Origin of the sequence: Streptomyces thermoviolaceus, assembly GCF_045209695.1 — a bacterium.
In the GTDB taxonomy this organism is placed as follows: Bacteria; Actinomycetota; Actinomycetes; order Streptomycetales; family Streptomycetaceae; genus Streptomyces; species Streptomyces thermoviolaceus.
This window is the reverse complement of record NZ_CP109280.1, coordinates 807,791-824,317: the sequence shown is the minus strand read 5'-3', so window position 1 is coordinate 824,317 and position 16,527 is coordinate 807,791. Positions and strand designations below refer to the sequence as shown.

The 16,527-nt window shown below is 73.0% G+C and carries 15 protein-coding genes and 1 pseudogene; 13 read left to right on the top strand and 3 right to left on the bottom strand.

Annotation, left to right across the window (positions count from 1 at the left end; translation table 11 throughout):
• Positions 1-147: 147 nt before the first annotated feature.
• A complete protein-coding gene (locus OG899_RS03700; RefSeq protein ID WP_168131795.1) occupies positions 148-708 on the bottom strand; it encodes a hypothetical protein in 561 nt (186 codons plus the stop codon).
• A 972-nt stretch (positions 709-1,680) separates the two neighbouring features.
• Here OG899_RS03700 and OG899_RS03695 point away from each other — a divergent pair.
• From OG899_RS03695 to OG899_RS03635, 13 genes and pseudogenes are all read left to right on the top strand, one after another.
• Positions 1,681-3,126: an NAD(P)/FAD-dependent oxidoreductase gene (locus tag OG899_RS03695; RefSeq protein ID WP_189428119.1), complete on the top strand. Its 1,446-nt coding sequence runs from the start codon at positions 1,681-1,683 to the stop codon at positions 3,124-3,126.
• Positions 3,123-4,970, top strand: a complete 1,848-nt coding sequence (locus tag OG899_RS03690) for a transketolase (RefSeq protein WP_189428118.1) — start codon at positions 3,123-3,125, stop codon at positions 4,968-4,970. The genes OG899_RS03695 and OG899_RS03690 overlap by 4 nt, the downstream gene beginning before the upstream one ends.
• A gap of 142 nt (positions 4,971-5,112) precedes the next feature.
• The gene (locus OG899_RS03685; RefSeq protein ID WP_189428117.1) at positions 5,113-8,001 is read left to right on the top strand and encodes a SpoIIE family protein phosphatase; all 2,889 of its coding nucleotides are present in this window, start codon (positions 5,113-5,115) and stop codon (positions 7,999-8,001) included.
• A gap of 118 nt (positions 8,002-8,119) precedes the next feature.
• Positions 8,120-8,494, top strand: coding sequence for a gas vesicle protein (locus tag OG899_RS03680; RefSeq protein ID WP_125498818.1), 375 nt, complete (start codon positions 8,120-8,122; stop codon positions 8,492-8,494).
• Positions 8,495-8,634: 140 nt separating this feature from the next.
• Positions 8,635-9,066: a gas vesicle structural protein GvpA gene (locus OG899_RS03675; protein ID WP_168131798.1), complete on the top strand. Its 432-nt coding sequence runs from the start codon at positions 8,635-8,637 to the stop codon at positions 9,064-9,066.
• Entirely contained in the window at positions 9,063-9,833 is a 771-nt protein-coding gene (locus OG899_RS03670) for a GvpL/GvpF family gas vesicle protein (RefSeq protein WP_125498820.1), read from the top strand. The genes OG899_RS03675 and OG899_RS03670 overlap by 4 nt, the downstream gene beginning before the upstream one ends.
• Before the next feature lie 3 nt (positions 9,834-9,836).
• Positions 9,837-10,100: a gas vesicle protein GvpG gene (locus tag OG899_RS03665; RefSeq protein ID WP_125498821.1), complete on the top strand. Its 264-nt coding sequence runs from the start codon at positions 9,837-9,839 to the stop codon at positions 10,098-10,100.
• Positions 10,097-10,834, top strand: a complete 738-nt coding sequence (locus tag OG899_RS03660) for a hypothetical protein (protein ID WP_125498822.1) — start codon at positions 10,097-10,099, stop codon at positions 10,832-10,834. Before OG899_RS03665 ends, OG899_RS03660 begins: the two co-directional genes overlap by 4 nt.
• The gene (locus OG899_RS03655) at positions 10,831-12,126 is read left to right on the top strand and encodes an SRPBCC family protein (protein WP_125498823.1); all 1,296 of its coding nucleotides are present in this window, start codon (positions 10,831-10,833) and stop codon (positions 12,124-12,126) included. Before OG899_RS03660 ends, OG899_RS03655 begins: the two co-directional genes overlap by 4 nt.
• On the top strand, positions 12,123-12,491 hold the full coding sequence (locus OG899_RS03650) for a gas vesicle protein (RefSeq protein WP_125498824.1): 369 nt from the start codon (positions 12,123-12,125) through the stop codon (positions 12,489-12,491). Before OG899_RS03655 ends, OG899_RS03650 begins: the two co-directional genes overlap by 4 nt.
• Positions 12,488-13,264 (top strand): GvpL/GvpF family gas vesicle protein, encoded by a 777-nt coding sequence (locus tag OG899_RS03645; RefSeq protein WP_125498825.1) that lies wholly within the window; start codon positions 12,488-12,490, stop codon positions 13,262-13,264. Before OG899_RS03650 ends, OG899_RS03645 begins: the two co-directional genes overlap by 4 nt.
• Positions 13,261-13,437, top strand: a pseudogene (locus tag OG899_RS03640) (gas vesicle protein); the annotation flags it as partial. The gene OG899_RS03645 and the pseudogene OG899_RS03640, both read left to right, overlap by 4 nt.
• 74 nt (positions 13,438-13,511) lie before the next feature.
• Positions 13,512-13,799: a gas vesicle protein K gene (locus OG899_RS03635; protein ID WP_125498595.1), complete on the top strand. Its 288-nt coding sequence runs from the start codon at positions 13,512-13,514 to the stop codon at positions 13,797-13,799.
• A gap of 106 nt (positions 13,800-13,905) precedes the next feature.
• On the opposite strand, the gene OG899_RS03630 is transcribed toward OG899_RS03635, so the two are convergent.
• On the bottom strand, positions 13,906-14,727 hold the full coding sequence (locus tag OG899_RS03630; RefSeq protein ID WP_125498594.1) for a class I SAM-dependent methyltransferase: 822 nt from the start codon (positions 14,725-14,727) through the stop codon (positions 13,906-13,908).
• Between the two features lie 142 nt (positions 14,728-14,869).
• Positions 14,870-16,360 (bottom strand): bifunctional phosphatase PAP2/diacylglycerol kinase family protein, encoded by a 1,491-nt coding sequence (locus OG899_RS03625; protein ID WP_189428116.1) that lies wholly within the window; start codon positions 16,358-16,360, stop codon positions 14,870-14,872.
• Positions 16,361-16,527 lie beyond the last annotated feature (167 nt).

Sequence of the window (16,527 nt, the reverse complement as noted above, 5' to 3'; positions counted from 1 at the left end):
CCCGTCGGGTCGTCCGTGGTGCCGGCATCCCGGCCGGACGGCCGGCACCGACGGAGGCGCTTGTGGTGGGCATCGAACAGCTCGACGTCGCCGGCGACCTCCACGCCGTACTCGTCGTGACACACCATGTGCCGACGCGGGGCCGGCTCATGGCTCCGGGGGCCATGGCTTCCCGTGGGCTGTCGCAGAACGGATGCCTGTGGCGGCCGGCAACACTGCCGTCAAGGCCCACGCAGGGACACTGTCCGACGGGTACAGGGGAACCGCCCACCAGGCATGGCTTCCTGCCGGGCCCCGCCCCGCGACGACGCCGGCGATCAGCAGCATCATGCCGGCGCTGCTACCTGATGCGGTGTTGCTCACCTGGGCGATCAGCAGACCGATGCAGGTCAGCAGCATCGTGTTGCGGGCGGTGTCGAAACCCGTGATGCAGCCCGCTGCCAGACACAGAGTGAAGACGGACGTCATGCATGCCGTGTCGAGGACGGCGACAGCAACCACAGCGGTCCGTTCGATGTGTTCGGCGCGTCGGCCGAGGCAGTACAGGACCGTGGAAGACACCAGCAGGGGAGTGAAGTAGGCCAAGGGGGCCACGCCGCTGCCGTTGAGAGCGGGCAGCTCGCTCCTGCTCCTTCCCGACAGCTGGCACACCACCGCCATCAGGACGATCGCTCCCGCTGCGGTCCACCACTTCCGCACGGCCGCCACATGGAGTCTCACTGCGCCCCCCGCACCGTGCAGGCGTGTTCGAGGACCTGCCGGGGTGAACCAGGCGGACTGCTGCTGCACCGGCTTGTCGAGGACAGGACCCACCGGTTCCCATAGCCGGGATCGGTCGCCTGGCGTACCTCGTCCTTGTCGCCTGCGACCGCCGTGGCCCACACGTGCTCGGGAGCGGACGGGCCTGTGCAGGCCTGCTTTCCGTGCTGCGCCGCGGTTCCCTCGACAGCCGACATCGCCATGACATCGGCGGCCGTGTGGTACCGGGCTTGCTGGTGCAGGGCGGGGAGCGCCCAGTGCGGCCGCCAGACACCCGGGGTGAGTTTCACTGAGGGCGACAGGATTTCCATACGCTCGGGCGGGGTGACTCCGGCAGCGATCAGGGCGTCGAGCGGCTCCTGGGTGCTGCGGCGGATCCGAGGGATGTAGGACCGGTACTCCGGTGGCACGCAGATCTGCGGGGCGGTGCCGGAACACACCGGATCAATCGCACGGACGGTTGACGGGGTGCCGTAGCCCCATCCGCTGACTGCGGCGTGTGCGCGGGTCCACCATCACCGATGTCCACCGGCCCGTACATCGTGGCGACGGTCGCATGTGTGCATGGCGGAGCGGGATCGACGACGCCATCGACACGATCCACCGCAACCCTGGCTGCCTCACCCGCGGCCTGGCCACCGCCTCGATGTCGCACCTGAACGCCCACCGGTCACCGCTCGGCCCGCACCGTGCCGGCGACGGGACGGTCCGCACACGAGCCGCACCTTACTCGCATCCGCGCCGGCGGCCGGTGGTTCCCCGCGACGTGCTCGCCGCGTGCCGCACCGGCACCGGTGATGCCCGCACCGACCCGGAACCCGCCCTCGGGCGTCACCGCGACGGCCGCGGCAGGTTTGGCAGGGGCGGCGCGGGGGACGCGGAAGCATCGCACCAGGTACGCGAACGTGTCGGAGGCGCCCCGTGAGTGGACCGCGCATCGTGATCGTCGGTGCCGGGTTCGCCGGCTACCGCACGGCCCGGACGCTGGCCCGGATGAGCCGGAACAAGGCCGACATCACGCTGCTCAACCCGACCGACTACTTCCTGTACCTGCCGCTGCTGCCCCAGGTCGCCGTCGGCATCCTGGAACCGCGCCGGGTCGCCGTCTCCCTCACCGGCACCCTGCCCGGGGTGCGGCTCGTCCTCGGCGAGGCCCACGGCCTCGACATGGACGCGCGGACCGTGCACTTCACCGACCCGGAAGGCGACGAGGGCACCCTCGCCTACGACCGGCTGGTGCTGGCCGTCGGCAGCGTCAACAAACTGCTGCCGATCCCCGGGGTCGCCGAGCACGCGCACGGCTTCCGCGGGCTGCCCGAGGCGCTGTACCTGCGCGATCACGTCACCCGCCAGATGGAGCTGGCCACCGCCGAGGAGGACCCCGACCGGTGTGCCGCACGCTGCACGTTCGTCGTGGTGGGCGCCGGATACACCGGCACCGAGGTGGCCGCGCACGGCAAGATGTACACCGACGCCCAGGTGCGCGGCCATCCGCTGCGCCGGGGCATGCGGCCGCGCTGGCTGCTGCTGGACATCGCCGGCCGGGTGCTGCCCGAGATGGACGAGCGGCTGTCGCGCACCGCCGACCGGGCGCTGCGGCAGCGCGGCGTGGAGGTGCGCATGGGCACCTCCGTGAAGGAGGCCCTGCACGACGGCGTGCTGCTGACGGACGGCGAGTTCCTGCCGACCCGGACGCTGGTGTGGTGCGTGGGTGTGCGGCCCGACCCGCTGGTGGAGAGCACCGGGCACCCCCTGGAGCGCGGACGCCTCGTCGTCGACCCGTATCTGCAGGTGCCGGGGCGGCCGGAGGTGTTCGCCTGCGGTGACGCGGCCGCCGTGCCCGACCTGAACCGTCCGGGGCAGTACACCCCGATGACCGCCCAGCACGCCTGGCGGCAGGGCCGGACCGCTGCGGTCAACGTGGCTGCCTCGCTGGGCGTCGGCGAACGCCGCCCCTACCGGCACCGGGACCTGGGGTTCGTGGTCGACCTCGGCGGGGCACTGGCCGCCGCCAACCCCTTCGGTGTGCCGCTGTCCGGCCCGGTCGCCGGAGCGGTCACCCGCGGTTACCACCTGGCGGCCATGCCCGGCAACCGTGTGCGGGTCGCCGCCGACTGGCTGCTGGACAGCGTCCTGCCGCGCCAGGCCGTGCAGTTGGGGCTCGTCCGGTCCGCCTCGGTGCCGCTGGACACGGCGTCCCCGGAGCTGGCGCGCACCCCGGGCCGCCCCTCCGGTGCCTCGCCCGGGCCTGCCTCGCACCGGCCGGCACACCCGCCGACGGAGGAACCGGGCCGGGGCCCGCGCGCGGCCCACCCGGCGCCGGGTCCGGTCCGGCGTGCGGACATCCCCGCGGAAGGAGACCCATGAACACCGCCGAACTCCACGAACTCGGCCAGCAGTTGCGCGTGGACAGCGTACGGGCCGCCGCGGCGGCCGGCTCCGGTCACCCGACGTCCTCCATGTCCGCCGCCGACCTGATGGCCGTGCTGCTCGCCCGTCATCTGCGCTACGACTTCGACCGGCCCGACCACCCCGGCAACGACCGCTTCGTGCTGTCCAAGGGACACGCCTCCCCTCTGCTGTACGCGGCGTACAAGGCGGCCGGCGCCATCGACGACGAGGAGCTGCTGAGCTTCCGCACCCTCGGCAGCCGGCTGGAGGGGCACCCCACGCCGCAGCGGCTGCCCTGGGTGGAGACCGCCACCGGGTCGCTCGGTCAAGGGCTGCCCGTCGGTGTCGGCATCGCCCTGGCCGGCAAACGCCTGGAGCACACCGGCTACCGGGTGTGGGTGCTGTGCGGCGACAGCGAGATGGCCGAAGGGTCCGTCTGGGAGGCCGCCGAGCACGCCGGGTACGAACACCTGGACAACCTGATCGTGCTCGTGGACGTGAACCGGCTCGGGCAGCGCGGTCCCACCCGGCACGGCCACGACCTGGACGCCTACGCCCGTCGCTTCCGCGCCTTCGACTGGCACACCGTGGAGATCGACGGGCACGACACGGACGCGATCGACCGGGCCATGAGCGAGGCCGTCTCCACCGTCGGACAGCCCACCGCGATCATCGCCCGCACCCTGAAGGGCAAAGGCGTGCACGACACCGAGGACCGCGAGGGGCTGCACGGCAAGCCGCTGAAGAACGCCGACGAGGCGATCGAGGAACTCGGCGGCGTGCGGGACCTCCGCGTGCGGGTGCACGAGCCGCCGCCCGCCCGCCCCGCGCACCCCGCCGGCACGGGCACCGTGACCCTGCCCCGCTGGGACACCGGCGAGCAGGTCGCCACCCGCGACGCCTACGGCCGGGCGCTGGCCGCACTGGGCACCGCACGCGGTGACGTGGTGGTCCTGGACGGCGAGGTGGGCGACTCCACCCGCTCCGAGCTGTTCGCCAAGGAACACCCGGACCGCTTCTTCGAGTGCTACATCGCCGAACAGCAGATGATCGCCGCAGCGGTCGGGTTCGCGGCGCGCGGCTGGGTGCCGTACGCCTCCACGTTCGCCGCGTTCCTCACCCGCGCCCACGACTTCATCCGCATGGCGTCCGTCAGCGGCTCCGGCCTCAACCTCAACGGCTCCCACGCGGGCGTGGCGATCGGCCAGGACGGCCCGAGTCAGATGGGGCTGGAGGATCTGGCGATGCTGCGGGCCGTGCACGGCAGCACGGTCCTCTACCCCTGCGACGCCAACCAGACCGCCCGGCTGGTCGCCACGACGGCCGAGCTCGACGGCATCTGCTATCTGCGCACCTCGCGCGGCGCCACACCGGTGATCTACGGCCCGGACGAGGAGTTCCCGGTCGGCGGCAGCAAGGTGCTCCGTGCCGGCGACCACGACCGGCTGACCGTCGTCGCCGCGGGCATCACCCTGCACGAGGCGCTGGTTGCCGCCGACGCCCTGAGCGCCGAGGGCATCCCCGTCCGTGTCGTCGACCTGTACTCGGTCCAACCCGTGGACCGGGCCACGCTGCACCGGGCCGCCGAGGACACCGGCTGCCTGCTCACGGTGGAGGACCACCGGGCGGAGGGCGGTCTCGGGGACGCGGTCTCCCAGGCCTTCGGCGACGGGCGGCCGGTGCCGCGTCTGGTGCGGCTCGCCGTCCGGACGATGCCCGGTTCGGCCACGCCCGCCGAACAGCTGCACGCCGCGGGCATCGACGCCGAGTCGATCGCCGCGACCGCACGGCTGCTGGTGGAACAGGCCGTGGTGCCGTGACCGTGCCCGGGGCTGCCGCACGACGGGCCACCGGCCGGCGCGCCGCCCGGCCGGTGGCGCGCCGGATCGGCGTGGCCGCAGGTGCAAGCGGCCGACGGGGCAAAAGGGATATATCCGGCAAGACATCGGTAGACTGCGTGCTATGAGCGGGGTCCCGCCCATCCGTCGTCGTGCCGACGATCTGGATCCGGCCGAGTCGTTGCGAGCCGGTCTCGCACAGGTCGTCGGCGATCTGCGCGGGGTGGCAGGGCTGGTGTACGTACAGGCCGGCAGCCCGGACGGCCTGCACCTGGTGTCCAGCACCGGGCTGTCCCCGGACCACGCCCGGTCGCTGCGGTACCTCACCAACAACGAGATCTGCCCGCACGGCCGCACCGTGTTCGAAGGAGCCCAGGGCGCCCGCGCCTGGCTGCCCGCCCCGGCCGCCGCGGACGGTGCCGCCGACGGCATCTGGCCCGCCGTGGGGGTGGCGGTCGTCCCGCTCCCCGGCACCGCCGAGCCGGACGGGCCCAAGGGCGCCCTCGCCGTGCTCCTGCAGGGCGCCCGGCAGCCCGGTGCCGAGCAGTGGGCGCTCCTGGAGTCGGCAGCCGCCCGGGCGGCCGTCGACGTACGCCGGGCCTTCACCGCGACGACCCCGCTGTCGCAGACCCGCCGGGCGGCCGGGTCGACCACCCCGGAGGCGCTGCAGGCCGTCGGGGTCGGCTGCTGGGAATGCACCCCCGCGACCAACCGGCTCGTCCTGGACGAACAGGCCCTGGCCGTCCTCGGTATCGACGACGACTGCTTCGACGGCCGGCTGGAGACCTGGACGCGCCTGATCCATGTCGACGACCGGTCGACGCTGGCCTCCGAGGGCGCGCGGGCCATCCGCACCGGTTCGCTGTTCATCCACGAGCACCGGCTGTGCCGGCCGGACGGCGCCTGCCGCTGGGTCCGGGTCCGCGGCCGGGTGAAACCCGGGGCACCGGAGGAACCGGTGACGTTCGTCGGCACCCTCTGCGACGTCACCGAATCCCGGAGCGCACGCGAGCGGATCAGCCACGCCATGCGCCACATGAGCGACGGGTTCCTCGTGGTCGACCGCGGGTGGCGGATCACCTTCGTCAACACGGCGGCGGACGCCATGCTGGGTGCGGCGAAGGACATCGTCGGCCGCGTCCTGTGGGATCTGCCCGCCACCGGACGGCTGCCGCTCCCGGTCGGCCTGCGCGAGATGTGCCGGCGGGTGGCCGACACCGCCACACCGGCCGACGTGGACGTCAAGGGGCCCGTGGACGGCCGCTGGTACCGGCTGCGGCTGGTGCCGCTCTCCGACGGCATGGCCTTCTTCTTCACCGACGTCCACGACAAACGGGAACGCAAGGCGGCCGAACGCGCCGAAGCCCTGCGGGCCGCCCGCACCTCGGAGCTGACGGCGGCGCTCGCCGAGGCCATCGGCACCCAGGGCGTGGTGGACGCCGTCGCCCGGCATGTGCTGCCCATGTTCGGCGCGGCCGGACTCGTCATGCAGGTCATCGAGGACGACCAGGTCCGTATCGTCGGCAGCGCGGGCTACACGCAGGACTTCCTCGACCTGGTCGCCACCATCCCCCTGTCGGCGACCAACGCGACCGCCAACGTCCTGCGCAGCCGGACACCGCAGTTCTTCTCCACCCCGGAGGAATACCTCTCCCGCTACCCGCAGTCCGCCTATCTCGGAAACCTGGGTGACAAGGAGGCCTGGGCGTTCCTCCCGCTGATCGCCTCCGACCAGCCGGTCGGGGTGTGTGCGCTCGCCTTCGCCCGCCCGCGCCGTTTCACCCGGGAGGAGCGCACCCTCATGGTGGCGCTCAGCGGTCTGATCGCCCAGGCGCTGGAGCGGGCCAGGCTCTTCGACGCGGAGCACCTGCGGGCCCAGGAACTGCAACGCGGCCTGCTTCCTCAGGAACTGCCGACGGTGCCGTACTGCTCCACCGCGGTCTGCTACCAGCCCGCCGGACAGGGCATGGACGTGGGCGGGGACTGGTACGACCTGATCCCGCTCTCCAGCCACCGGATCGCGCTCGTCATCGGTGACGTCATGGGGCACGGCCTGGCCCAGGCCGCGGCCATGGGGCGGCTGCGCACCGCGGTGCACACCCTCGCCGGCCTGGAACTGGCCCCCGACGAGGTCCTGGAACACCTCAACGAGGTCGTGGCGGGCCTCGGCGACGACTCGTACGCGACCATGCTGTACGCGGTGTACGACCCGGTCACCGGCCGGTGCGTGTTCGCCTGCGCGGGACACCCGCCGCCGGCCGTGGTCGGCCCGGACGGCACCGTCCGCTTCCCCGACCTGCCGTCCGACCCGCCGCTCGGCGCCGCCGACCCGCCCTTCGAGACCACCGAGGTGACCGTCCCCGACGGCAGTCTGCTGGTGCTGTACACCGACGGACTGGTCGAGTCGAGCCGGTGCGACATCGACACCGGGATGAGCCGCCTGGCGCAGCTGCTCGGCGAGGGCGGCCACCTCGGCGACCTCGACACCCTGTGCGAGAAGGTGGTCGCCGGTCTGCTGCCGGCCCGGCAGCAGACGTCCGACGACGCGGCGGTGCTGCTCGCCCGGGTCCACCGGGTGCCCGCCGACGCCATCGCCGCATGGCCGCTGCGCGCGGAACCGCAGGCGGCGGGCGAGGCCCGCCGACTGGTCGGCGAACAGCTGGAGAGGTGGGGCCTGAGCGACCTGGTCACCACGACCGAACTGCTGGTCAGCGAACTCGTCGGCAATGTCGCCCGGCATGCGAAGGGCCCGGTCGGCCTGCGGCTGCTGCGCGACAGCACCTTGATCTGCGAGGTGTCCGACGGCAGCCTGACCACACCCCGGATCCGCCGGGCGTCCGCACTGGACGAGGGCGGCCGGGGCCTGCAGCTGGTCGCCGCCCTCTCCCGGCGCTGGGGCACGCGGTACACCGCGACCGGGAAGTGCATCTGGACGGAGCAGGCCATCGGGGACCGGGCGGGCGTGTCGGCCGACACATTGCTGTCCGCCCTGGCCGACGGTCCGTTCGCCTGATCGCCCGTGCACACGTCCCGGGCGGTGTCCGGGCGTCGCCCGGGACCGGCACGGGAACGGAACACGGCGGAGGTTTGACGTGGCGACCCGGTGGCCACCCGAAGGGCAAGAGGTGGCCATGTCGCACACACCGAACAACCACACGTCCGAGCCGGAAGCTCCCCACGGGACACGTTCCTCCCGCAGGCCGCGGGAGGCGCACGACGACGGCCGGGACAGGACGTCGCAGCCCCGGACGAGCCCCGCGCAGGTGTTGCGCGAGGCCCGGGAGCAGCTGGCCGAACTGACCGGCATGCCCGTGGAGACCGTCAGCTCCTTCGAGCGGACGCCGGACGGCTGGTCCCTGCAGGCCGAGGTCCTCGAACTCGCCCGGGTTCCCGACACCATGAGCCTGATGGCGAGCTACGAGGTCGAACTCGACGCCGAGGGCCTGCTCACCGGATACCGGCGCGTGCGCCGCTACGAACGCGGCCGAGCCGACGCCCGCCGCTAGGCGGGCACCAGGCACCCCGTCCACAGGAAACGACCCGCACACGCAACACCCACCGGGCGCGGCACGGAAGAGACCCGCACGACGCGCGAGCCAGTGACCCGTCTGCACACCGGACCGAGACAGTAAGGAGGCGCGGTCGGATGAGCGTGGTCCCGGCCCAGACGTCCGGCGGCACAGGCGGCAGCAGCGGCCTGTACGACGTCCTGGAACTCGTTCTCGACAGGGGACTGGTGATCGACGCCTTCGTGCGGGTGTCGCTGGTCGGCATCGAGATCCTGAAGATCGACATACGGGTCGTCGTCGCCAGCGTCGACACGTATCTGCGCTTCGCCGAAGCCTGCAACCGGCTGGATCTGGAGGCCGGCCCCCGCAAGGCCCCCGGCCTGCCCGACCTGGTCGGTGAGATCACCGAGTCCGGTGCGCGCGGCAAGTCCAAGGGTGCGCTCTCCGGAGCCGCCCAGACCGTGTCGGACGCGTTCAAGCAGGCACGTGCCGAGAGCGCGGAGGAGACCGAGCCTCGGCAACGGCCGCGCAGGGCCACTTCGGCGCGGCGGAAGGAGGAGCCGGAGTGAGCACGTACGTCTACGGCATCATGGCCGCCTCGCACCCCGCGCCGCCCGAGGGCATGACCGGGGTGGGCAACCCGTCGCGGCCCGTCCGTGTGCTGCGGGCCGACGACCTCGCGGCCGTGGTCAGCGACGCACCCGAGGGACTGCGCCCCAAGCGCAGGGACCTGCTCGCCCACCAGAACGTGCTCAGCGAGATCGGGGCCGCGGGGTGTGTGCTCCCGCTGCGTTTCGGCAGCGTCGCGCCCGACGACGACACCGTCGTCGGGGTGCTCACCGAACGAGCCGCGCACTACCGGGAGCGCCTGGGAGCCCTGGACGGCATGGTCGAGTACAACGTGAAGGCCCACCACGTGGAGGATGCCGTGCTCCATCGCGTGATGGCCGAGAACTCCGATGTCCGCGCCCTGGCCCTGGCCCAGCGGCAGGCGGGCGGGGCCGGCTACGAGGCCAAGATCCGGCTCGGTGAGATGGTCGCGGCCGCCGTCAAGGCCCACGAGGCCGAGGACGCGAAGCTGGTGGTGAGCGCTCTGGAGGGCGGGGCGGCCGCGGTGAGCACCGGCCCGGAGTCGACCGGCTGGCTCGCCAACGTCTCGTTCCTGGTGCCCCGGGACGAGGCGGCACGGTTCCTGGAGTCCGTCGAGCAGGCCCGCAAGGACCTGCCCCATCTGGAATTGCGCGTCAACGGGCCGCTGCCGCCCTACAGCTTCGTCGAGCCCGGCCCGGCCGAGCCGGCGGGCACGGCGGCGGGGGCCGACGCGGGAGCGGGGTGAGCCATGGGACTGATCTCGGAAGTGCTGCTGCTGCCGCTCGCCCCGGTGCGCGGCAGCGCCTGGGCGATCCGCCAGGTCCTGCGCGAGGCGGAGCGCATCTACTACGACCCGGCCGCCGTACGCAAGGAACTCGCGCAGCTGGAGCAGCGCCTGGAGGCGGGAGAGATCACCGAGGAGGAGTTCGACCGCCAGGAGGACGAGCTGCTGGACCGGCTGGAGGTCGGCATGCACGGCGGCGCGGGGACAGGTGAGGGGACGGCACGATGAACCGGACGGCACTGGGCCTCGCGGTCGGGGCCGGCTACCTGCTGGGACGCACCCGGAAACTGAAGCTGGCCGTCGCGGTGGGCAGCATGATCGCGGGCAGGAAACTGAATCTGAGCCCGCGCACGGTCGCGGACCTCACCCGGCAGCTGAAAGACAACCCGCAGGTCGCCCAGATCGGCGATCAACTCCGCCAGGATCTGGGCGGTGCAGGGAAGGCGGCCACCGGCGCCCTGGTCGAGCGGCGTGTCACCGCATTCGCCGACCGGCTGCACGAGCGCACCGCGCGGCTGCGTGAGCAGACATCGGGCACGGCGCCCGGCAAGGGCGGTGAGGGCGCCGAGGACCAGGACCGCGACGAGGAGCGCGGCACGGCGCACGAGGACGAGTACGAGGACGAGTACGAGGACCGGGAGGGCCGCGAGGCCGAGGACGAGAGCACGGCCGGGGGCAAGCCCGAGCGGCAGGAGCCGGAGCAGTCCCGGCGTCCCGAGCGCTCCGCGGCACCGAAAGCTCGCCGCGCTCCGCGGCAGGCGGCCGAGAAGACTCCGTCGGGACGGCGGACCGAGAAGTCCGCGAAGCAGGCGGCGTCCCGGGCCGCCCGCGGGACATCGGCCCGCAGGACGCCGTCGGCGAAGGCCACGGCCCGGAGCACCGACACGGCCGCGAAGAAGACCACCGCGGCGGGCGGCGCGGCCGCCCGGGACCGGCTGTCGAAGGGTGGCGGTGAGCGATGACCGAGACCTTCAAGTCGGCGGCTTCCGCGGCAGGCCGGACGGCGGGTTCCGCGACCGACGCCGCCAAGGACAACCCGCTGACCGCACTGGCGCACAGCGAGGCCACCGACCGGCTCAAGACCGAGGCGCAGGACTACCTCGCCGCCCAGGCCGAGCGCCTGCTGGCGGGCTTCGGCCGCAAGCTCGGCACGGCCACCGGAAAGCTCACCGACATAGCCGAGGGCAACAGCCCCGGCTTCGGCAAGCTCGCCCTCGACGCCGGCCGCAAACTGGCCGAGGGCAAGTCCCCGGTGCGCTCCGTGCTGGAGCTGGGTGCCTCGCGGGCGAAGGACAGTGTCATGGGCGCGTTCAAGAACATCGGTGGCGGCAAAGGCGGGGGCAAGAGCAAGGGCGCCGCCGGCAGCAAACCCGTCGTCATCATCGAGTCCATCGACGTCGGCGTGCCCGTGCGCACCGCCTACGACCAGTGGACCAGGTTCCAGGACTTCAGCACCTTCGCCCACGGCGTGAAGAGCGCCAGCCGCGCCGACGACACACACTCCGACTGGCAGGCGAAGATCTTCCTGTCCAGCCGCAGCTGGAAGGCCACCACCACCGAGCAGATCCCCGACTACCGCATCCAGTGGACGTCGGAAGGTGCCAAGGGCACCACCAAAGGTGTCGTGTCCTTCCACTCGCTGGAGAAGAACCTCACCCGGGTGCTCCTCGTCATGGAGTACTACCCGAGCGGTTTCTTCGAGAAGACCGGCAACATCTGGCGGGCCCAGGGCCGCCGCGTCCGGCTGGACCTGAAGCACTTCGCCCGCTTCATCACTCTCAAGGGAGAGGTGGAGGACGGCTGGCGCGGCGAGATCCGCGACAGCGAGGTGGTCCGCAGCCACGAGGACGCCGTCGCCGAGGAGGAACGCGCCGAGCAGTCCGAGGAGGAAGGCGAGGACGAGGCCGCCCACGACGAGGACGAGCAGGAACCCGCCGGCGAGGACGAGGAGGAACAGCAGGCGGCGGACGAGGAAGAGCCCGAGGGCGAGGAGGAATCCTACGAGGACGACGAGGAAGAGCCCGAGGGAGAAGAGGAACCCTACGAGGACGACGGCGAAGAGCCCTACGAGGACGAGGACGAGGAGGAGCCGTACGAGGACGACGAGGACGACTACGACGAGGAGCAGGGGGAGGAGGACGCGGGCGGCGAGCCGCGGGTCCGGCGCGGAGAGTCCTTCGAGGAGTACCCCGAGGACGAGGGCGACGAGGACGCCGAGGACTACGAGCAGACCCGGGGCGGGGGCCGCCGATGACGACGCCGAGCAGGCTGCCCGAACCGTACGGCCCCAGCAGCGGCGCCAGCCTCGCCGACATCCTGGAGCGCGTCCTGGACAAGGGACTGGTGATCGCCGGCGACATCCGGATCAACCTGCTCGACATCGAACTGCTCACCATCAAGCTCCGGCTCGTCATCGCCTCGGTCGACAAGGCCAAGGAGATGGGCATCGACTGGTGGGAGAGCGACCCCGCGCTCTCCTCCCGTGCCCGCCGTGACGAACTCGCCCGGGAGAACGCCGAGTTGCGGGAGCGGCTGGCACGCCTGGAGGAACTGGAGCAGGGCACGCTGGACCAGGGCACGACCCGTGGCGGCCGTACGTCCCCGAAGGAGGGACCATGACGGGACTGCGCTACGTCTACGCCGTGTGCCGTCCTCTCGGCGCACCCCTGCAGGCGCAGCTGACGGGGGTGGCAGGCGCGCCGGTCAAGCAACTGGCCCACCACGGACTGATCGCCGTCGTCAGCGAGGTGCCCGCCCGCGACTTCGCCGAGGAGCCGCTGCGCGCCCACCTGGAGGACCTGGACTGGCTCGCGGCGACCGCACGCGCCCACCACGGGGTGATCGACGCGCTCACCATGGTCACCACGCCGATGCCGTTGCGCCTGGCCACCGTCTTCCGCGACGACAGCGCCGTCCGCTGCATGATCCAGGCGTGGGAGGACCACATCCGTCGCACCCTGGAGCGGCTGCAGGGACGTGTGGAGTGGGGAGTGAAGGTGTACCTGGGGGCCGAACCCGCGCACGCGGCCGCCGCGGCGGCACCCGCCCCGAAACCCACGTCCGGCCGGGACTATCTGCGGCAGCGGCGGCAGCAGACCCGGGCGCACGAGGACCTGTGGCAGCAGGCCGAGGCCTTCGCCGGCCGGCTGCACGACAAACTCTCCGCGCTCGCCGAGGAGTCCCGGCTGCACGCGCCGCAGTCCGCCGCGCTGTCCGGGGCCGCCGGCCACAACGTGCTCAACGCCGCCTACCTGGTGCCCCGGGCACGGTCCGAGGAGTTCGTGGAGGTCGTGGACCGGATGCGGGACGACGCCGCGGGGCTGCGCGTGGAGCTCACCGGGCCCTGGGCGGCGTACTCGTTCGTGGGGGATCTTCCGGGTGAGGAGGCATGACGATCGTCGAACGCCGTGAGGTCGCCCTGGTGGACCTGCTGGACCGGCTGCTGGCCGGAGGAGTCGTCATCACCGGGGACATCACCCTGCGGATCGCGGACGTCGACCTCGTGCGCATCGACCTCAACGCCCTGATCAGCTCGGTCAACGAACAGGTGCCGTCCCCCTTCGAGATCCCCCGGACCGTCCCCCGGGCCGCCCCCGGGACCGCCGCGGCCCCGGACGACCCCCGGACCGAGGAGCCGCCGTGACCCCCCGCCCCCGCAAACACCTGGAACTCGAGCCCGACACGGTCGAACGCGACCTGGTCAAACTCGTGCTGACCGTCGTCGAGCTGCTGCGTCAGCTGATGGAACGGCAGGCGCTGCGCCGGTTCGACGTGGGAGACCTCACCGAGGAGCAGGAGGAGCGGATCGGCCTGACCCTGATGCTGCTGGAGGACCGCATGGCCGAGCTGCGCGACCGCTACGGACTGCGGCCCGAGGACCTCAACCTGGACCTCGGACCGCTGGGGCCTTTGCTGCCCAGGGAATGACTGCTTCGGGAACGACACCCCGGAACGACTGCCCCGGGTACGACCACCGGGCGACCGGTCCGCCGGCGGGCGGGGCGGGGCGGATGCCGAGCCGGACGAGCCGGGGTCAGGACGGCTTGCGGCACAGGATCTCGCCGCTCAGCACCGCGAACCAGCCGTCCGGCTGCGCTCCCCACTCCCGCCAGGCCCGTGACACGGCGTGCAGCTGCTCCTCGGTGGCGTGCCCACCGCCGACCGCCCGCTCGGCGTACGCCGGCGCCAGGGTTCGCTCGGCCCACAGCTCGCTCCACCACGTCCGTTCGGCTTCGGTGGCGTAGGTCCACGTACTGGACGTCGCGGTGATGTCCCGGAAACCCGCCGCCCGCGCCCAGGACAGCAGCCGGCGACCCGCGTCCGGTTCCCCGCCGTTGGCGCGCGCCACCCGGCGGTACAGATCCCGCCAGTCGTCCAGCCCCTCGACCTCGGGGTACCAGGTCATCGCCGCGTAGTCGGCGTCCCGGACGGCGACGATCCCACCCGGCCGGGTCACCCGCATCATCTCCTCGAGCGCGCCCACCGGGTCGCCCACGTGCTGGAGCACCTGGTGGGCGTGCACGACGTCGAACGTGTCGTCCGGGTGGTCCAGCGCGTGCACGTCCGCCACCGCGAAGTCCACGTTCGTCAGCCCTCGCGCATCGGCCGTCGCCCGCGCCCGCTCCAGGACGCCGGGAGCGCGGTCCACGCCGGTGACGTGCCCGTCGGGCACCAGTTCCGCGAGGTCGGCGGTGATCGTGCCCGGGCCGCAGCCGACGTCCAGGATGCTCATGCGGGGTTCGAGTGCGCCGATGAGGTAGGCCGCCGAGTTCGCCGCGGTGCGCCAGGTGTGCGAGCGCAGTACCGACGCGTGGTGTCCGTGGGTGTAGACGGCGGTCTCCCGCGCTTTCGGCATGGCTTACCCCTTCTCGTCGCCCCTCGTCCTCTCGTCCGGCGGGAACGGCGCCCCGGGACGCAGGCATCACCGTAGCCGGGACAACCGCATCATGAGATCCCCCGTCTCGCCCAGTGGACCCTGGGGTGGGCTCGTGGAGGTGTCAGCCGGACAGCGGCCGGTACACCCGCAGGGCCCGGGGCAGCTTCTCCAGCAGCACCTCGCGGCCCGCCTGCGCGACCTCACCGTCGTAGGCCAGCAGCGTGTCGGGCGTCAGGCCGGTCAGGCGCAGCCGGGTCACATGCACCGCGGTGTGGACGGGGGAGCGGGTCAGCGGGCCGGCGACCGCCGCGGACAGCAGCCGCAGGGCCGGCAGGCGTCCCCCGGGCACCACCCGCACGTCCAGCATCCCGTCGGACAGATCGATCCGCCGGCCCGGTGCGAGCCCCATCCGGTGGTAGGTGCCGTTGCCCGCGAACAGCATCCACAGCGGCCGACGCCTCCCCCGGAACTCCGCCTGCAGCGGATGACGGTCCGCGCGCAGCACCCGCACCGCCGCCAGCACTCCGGCCGGCCAGCCGCCGATGCGGTGCGCCCAGCGCTCGCGCTCGCGCACCAGCTCGGGATACACCCCCAGGCTGAAGGTGTTGAGGAACACCCCTCGACGGTCGCCGGAGAGGAACCGGCCGACGTCCACCCTGACGCCCTCGCCCCGTTCCAGGGCCTCGCTCAGGTCCCGTTCGTCCTCCACGCCCAGGTCGTAGGCGAAGTGGTTCAGCGTGCCGCCCGGCAGCACCGCGAGCGGCAGGTCGTGGCGGAGCGCGGTCTCCGCGGCGGTGTTCACCGTGCCGTCGCCCCCGCACACCCCCAGCACCCGGGCCCGGCCGGCCGCCTTCTCCAGCTCGGCCGCCACGTCCTGCGGTTCGCACTCGACGACCTCGGCCTGCGGCAACGCGTCCCGCAGTGCCCGGACGCGCTCGGAGGTGCCCGAGCCGTAGTTGGCCACCAGCACCAGGCCCTCGCCCCCGGGCAGCGCCGGCAGCTGGGCCCGCGGCCGCGCGGGCGGGGTCAGCTGGGCACGCGTGGGCACCAGGCTCCGCAGGACGAGGGCGGCGCCGGCACCGAGGGCCGCGCCGGCCAGCACATCGCTCGGGAAGTGCACGCCGGTGTACACCCGCGAGACCGCCACGGACAGCGCGAGCGGCGCCACCGCCGCTCCCCAGGCCGGGGACTCCAGGGCGACGCCGGTGGCGAAGGCCGCCGCGGAGGCGGCGTGACCGGACGGGAACGACGTGGTGACGGGCTGCCGGCCCAGCCGTCGCACGACCGGCACCCCGTCCAGGGCCGGCCGTGGGCGGCGCACCGACCGTTTGCCGAGCGTGTTGACGGTCAGCGAGGCCAGCGCCAGGGAGGCCAGGCCGCGCACCGCGGCTCGGCGGGCCCGCGGGGTGCGCGTGGCCGCGATCGCGGCCGCCGCGGCACCCCACAGCACACCGTGGTCGGCGGCGCGGCTCAGCCGGGGCAGCACCGGCCCGGCGGCCGGCCAGTGGCGCCCGGCCGCGGTGGCGAACAGGCGGTGGTCCAGCGCCGGCAGCCCGCGCAGCAAGCTGCGCAGGCCGGCCCGCGGTGCGGTGAGATCGATGTCCGGGTTCATACAGCACCGTTACCCTGAAGTGGCCGTTTCCTGCGTGCGGATCGCCGGTGGCGCCCGACGTGGCGCGCGGCCGGGCACACGCAGCGGCCCTGAGCTGTCCCCGCACGGAAGGGCCCGCCCGTGCGCCTCGTCCTGATCCGCGAAGGCGAGACACCGCCCAACGTGCT

Bases quoted from the DNA above. Each gene is read 5' to 3' on its own strand.
- OG899_RS03690 (WP_189428118.1), top strand. From the start codon at position 3,123: ATGAACACCGCCGAACTCCACGAACTCGGCCAGCAGTTGCGCGTGGAC.
- OG899_RS03665 (WP_125498821.1), top strand. From the start codon at position 9,837: ATGGGACTGATCTCGGAAGTGCTGCTGCTGCCGCTCGCCCCGGTGCGC.
- OG899_RS03685 (WP_189428117.1), top strand. From the start codon at position 5,113: ATGAGCGGGGTCCCGCCCATCCGTCGTCGTGCCGACGATCTGGATCCG.
- OG899_RS03625 (WP_189428116.1), bottom strand. From the start codon at position 16,360: ATGAACCCGGACATCGATCTCACCGCACCGCGGGCCGGCCTGCGCAGC.
- OG899_RS03645 (WP_125498825.1), top strand. From the start codon at position 12,488: ATGACGGGACTGCGCTACGTCTACGCCGTGTGCCGTCCTCTCGGCGCA.
- OG899_RS03660 (WP_125498822.1), top strand. From the start codon at position 10,097: ATGAACCGGACGGCACTGGGCCTCGCGGTCGGGGCCGGCTACCTGCTG.
- OG899_RS03675 (WP_168131798.1), top strand. From the start codon at position 8,635: ATGAGCGTGGTCCCGGCCCAGACGTCCGGCGGCACAGGCGGCAGCAGC.
- OG899_RS03680 (WP_125498818.1), top strand. From the start codon at position 8,120: ATGTCGCACACACCGAACAACCACACGTCCGAGCCGGAAGCTCCCCAC.
- OG899_RS03630 (WP_125498594.1), bottom strand. From the start codon at position 14,727: ATGCCGAAAGCGCGGGAGACCGCCGTCTACACCCACGGACACCACGCG.
- OG899_RS03655 (WP_125498823.1), top strand. From the start codon at position 10,831: ATGACCGAGACCTTCAAGTCGGCGGCTTCCGCGGCAGGCCGGACGGCG.
- OG899_RS03650 (WP_125498824.1), top strand. From the start codon at position 12,123: ATGACGACGCCGAGCAGGCTGCCCGAACCGTACGGCCCCAGCAGCGGC.